Source organism: Gordonia sp. (in: high G+C Gram-positive bacteria), assembly GCF_049299075.1.
GTDB lineage: Bacteria > Actinomycetota > Actinomycetes > Mycobacteriales > Mycobacteriaceae > Gordonia.
Genome location: NZ_JBAQWU010000207.1, coordinates 1 through 3,447 on the forward strand (window position 1 = coordinate 1; position 3,447 = coordinate 3,447).

A 3,447-nucleotide genomic window follows, 5' to 3' on the forward strand; every position below is an offset into this window, starting at 1 on the left:
AAATCGGCGTCGTGACACAGACATGCGTCCACGATAGCTGCTACCTCACTAGTACCTCTAGTCACTTAAGTAACATCCCGATCAACGTTCGGACTCCGCCGCGAGGCGGCCTCGACCTGAGGTTAGCGGCGTGCCAGCAGCAGCACCGCCAGCGTGGCGACGACGAGTGCCGGACCGTGCGGTCGGCGTTCGGTCCCGGCCAGTACACAGTCCGTCAGGCCGATCACTGCGGCCAGCAGCACCGCGACCAGGGCCGCGACCGGGCTGCCCAGCAGTGCGCCACAGCAGGTGGCCAGCTTCACATCTCCCCCGCCGCAGGCGCGCCGAAGAAATCCGAGCAGGTACGGTGCGGCCGCGGTCAGCGCGGCCACACCGGCGAGCGGCGTCTGCGCCGCGGCGCTGACGGCGACCACCGCTAGTGGCAGCAGCAACAGGTTCGGGATCCGCAACGTGCGCCGATCCACGTCGGCGATCAGCAGTAGATAAAGCGCGATTCCCCAGCCCATTCCGGCAGCGTGCACCAGATTCGGCAGTGGCGGGAAGGGCCACCCACAGGCTCGTGCCAGCGACGTGAGTTATCCCCAGATCATGAATCAGCCGACATCACCGAGCGGCCCGGATCCAGCGCCGCGGCCATCGCCGCGCGCGGGGCGGGTCGACCAGTAAACTGTTCCACCTGGCTGTAGGCCTGGTTGAGCAGCATGGTCAAGCCGCCGACGACGGCTCCGCCAGCTGCGGCGACCGCCTCTGCTAGCGGCGTGGGCCAGGGCGCATAAATCACGTCGACCAAACGTGCCGTGGGTGCCAGCGAGTCCAGGATCGGTCCGGTAGCCGTCGCCGGGACCGTGGAGATCACCACGTCGGCAGCCGCCACAGCCTGCGCCAGGGCCGGACCGTTCTCGAAGCCGACGACCCGACAGACCAACCCGAGCCGCTCAGCTAAGGCGACGGCATCGGCGGCCCGCGCGGCACTCCGCGCCACGATGGTCACCTGTCGACACCGCCAGTCCGCGAGGGCGGCGATAGTGGGCAGCGCCGTACCGCCCGCGCCGACAATGACGGCACTGTTCGTTTCCCGGGGAACACCCACCTCGGCAAGAGCCCCGGTCATCCCGTCGACGTCGGTGCAATCGGCACGCCAACGGCCGTCCGGAAGCCGCACCAGAGTGTTGGCCGAGCCGATCAGTTCGGCCCGTTCGGTGCGCTCGTCGGCGACAGCCAAAGCGGCCAGTTTACCGGGCATGGTCACCGAGAAGCCGACCCACTCCGGTCCCGCTCGGGCAACCCGGCCGGGCAGTTCGGCAGCAGTCGTCTCGATGGCATCGTAGGTCCAGTCGACCAGCCCGAGGGCCGCATACGCGGCTCGGTGCAGGTCCGGCGAGCGCGAATGACCGATGGGTGCGCCGAGTACCGCGGCCCTGCGAGGTCCCGTCATCTGCCGTCCACCCTCCTCAACACCCGGTCGTCAGGACCTTATTCGTGCAGGCAACCTGTCGGTTCGCTTTGTGCTTGGCGAAGGTGTTCGCGAACAGTGTGGTGCCCGCATTGTCGACGGTGACGAAGTACAACCAATTGCCGACGGCCGGATTCTCCACTGCCTGGAGCGCACGCTGTCCGACCGCGCCGATCGGCGTGACCGGTAGCCCGTCGCGCTGATAGGTGTTCCACTCCGTTTTGCTGGTGTAGGCCTCGCCCTTGACATCGATATCGGTCACCTCGGCCGTGTAGTTGGCGGTCGAGTCCATCTGCAGCTTCTGTTCCTTGTCCAGGCGGTTCAAGATCACCCGGGCCACCTTCGGGTAGTCCCCTTCCTGACTCACCTCGCGTTCGACGATGGAGGCGACGACCAGGGTGTCATACGGCAGCAGGCCGGAGTGGTTGCCACTGTGCAGCCCCCACGCGTCGAAGCGCGCCGCACTCTTGACGATCAGTGCTTTCAGCATTTCGCGAGCATTCAGCCGCGGGTCGACGTCCTCCCACGCACCGGACGCGATCAGACCTTCGATACGGCGATGGTCGCCAGTGAGCTTCTTCACCGCGCCCTGCGCCCACGACGGCACGCCGAGCTGTTCGGTCGAGCCGTTGGCTGCGGCATCCTGCAGTTCGCTGACCGTCACCCCATACTTTGTGCCGGCCAGCTCGAAGGTGGTGGCGGCGGCGATCATCGCGAAGACTCCCGGCGTCGTCTTACCGTCGACGCCCTTCTTTGAATCCAGTTGCAGTCCCTCGGGGACCACGAAACGCCCCACCCGGTCCGCGTAGGAGGGGTCGGCCATCAAGGTGACCGCCGCCTCGCCGGAGATTCCGGTGGGCAACAGATAGAAGCCAACGGACAGCGAACGGCCATCCGCGGCGTTCACGAAGGCCTTCGAACTGCCGACAACCCCGACATCGGTGAGTCGCTGCCCGATCTGGGTGAGCGAGGCGTCCGCGGGCACCTCGATGAGTGCGTGCGCGCCGTCGCCGGTCGCCGAATCAAAGTTGTTACTCGGCGCGAAGACGCCCACCTTCCACAGCACCACGACGGCGGCCACGACGAGTACCGTCACGATCGCCGCCAGCGCGATCAGCGCGCGGCGTCCGCGGCGCCGCGCTGGCATCCGTCCACCGGTCTGGGCGTCGTCCTCGTCCAGAACGTCGGCTAACCCAGCGTCACCGGGGCCGGCCACCGGAGCGGTCAGCGTCAGCTCCGGCTCAACCGGCGCCGACATGGGCGCCGTCGGCGGATCGAGCGGCGCGAACGCATCGGTGCGTACCGGATGCTCAGCAGGCTCAGTGCTGCCGCTCACGTGCGGCTGCGTCGCATAGTTGATCTGGATGTAGCGGTCGGTCACCTGTTCCGGGTGCCGATACTCGATCATTGGGTCGGCGCTGTCGGCACTGGTTCGAACGATCGGGATACTGCCGGTCGTGGAAGGATCACCGGCTTCCCGACGGCGACGATGCCGTGTCCCCGAATCAGTGACAAAACGATCGATCGGCACCGAGTCGCCATCGGCGGCGTCCCCATCCGACGGTTTGCGATGATCACTCATGAGTGTCCATCCTCCCGTTGCGTGCGGAATCGAGCCATCCCTGCAGAATAGCGACCGCGGCTGCCTGATCGATGACGGCGCGCGCGGCTTTGGCATTCTTGCCGCTCGCCCGCAGCGCATGGGCCGCCGTCACCGTGGTGAGCCGCTCATCGTGGTAGACCACCGGAACCGGCGCGATCGCAGCGGCAACTGCTTCCCCGAACGCGCGGGCCGCCGCCACCGCGGCGCCCTCGGTGTTGCGGAGTGTTCGCGGCAGTCCGACGACCACCCCGACGACCTCGTACTCATCGGCTAGTGCCGCGATTCGGCGCACGTCGGCGTCATCACCGGTGCGCAGAACGGTCTCGACAGGGGTGGCCAAGATGCCGTCGGGATCACAGGTAGCGACCCCCACCCGGACGCTGCCGACGTC

4 protein-coding genes are annotated in these 3,447 nt (G+C 67.2%); all 4 read right to left on the reverse strand.

Annotation, left to right across the window (positions count from 1 at the left end):
• Positions 1-122: 122 nt before the first annotated feature.
• Entirely contained in the window at positions 123-506 is a 384-nt protein-coding gene (locus WAW85_RS06535) for a prepilin peptidase (RefSeq protein WP_422558823.1), read from the reverse strand.
• A gap of 80 nt (positions 507-586) precedes the next feature.
• Positions 587-1,435, reverse strand: coding sequence for a shikimate dehydrogenase (locus WAW85_RS06540; RefSeq protein WP_422558824.1), 849 nt, complete (start codon positions 1,433-1,435; stop codon positions 587-589).
• 16 nt (positions 1,436-1,451) lie between these two features.
• Positions 1,452-3,035 carry an endolytic transglycosylase MltG gene (gene mltG, locus WAW85_RS06545; protein ID WP_422558825.1) on the reverse strand — a complete coding sequence of 528 codons (1,584 nt, stop codon included), beginning with the start codon at positions 3,033-3,035 and terminating at the stop codon, positions 1,452-1,454.
• Positions 3,028-3,447, reverse strand: a 420-nt coding sequence (gene ruvX / locus WAW85_RS06550) for a Holliday junction resolvase RuvX (protein ID WP_422558826.1), incomplete at its 5' end; no start/stop codon positions are given. The genes mltG and ruvX, both read right to left, overlap by 8 nt.

Excerpts from the sequence above, each read along its gene's own strand:
- WAW85_RS06535 (WP_422558823.1), bottom strand. The coding sequence starts at position 506 with ATGGGCTGGGGAATCGCGCTTTATCTACTGCTGATCGCCGACGTGGAT.
- WAW85_RS06540 (WP_422558824.1), bottom strand. The coding sequence starts at position 1,435 with ATGACGGGACCTCGCAGGGCCGCGGTACTCGGCGCACCCATCGGTCAT.
- mltG (WP_422558825.1), bottom strand. The coding sequence starts at position 3,035 with ATGAGTGATCATCGCAAACCGTCGGATGGGGACGCCGCCGATGGCGAC.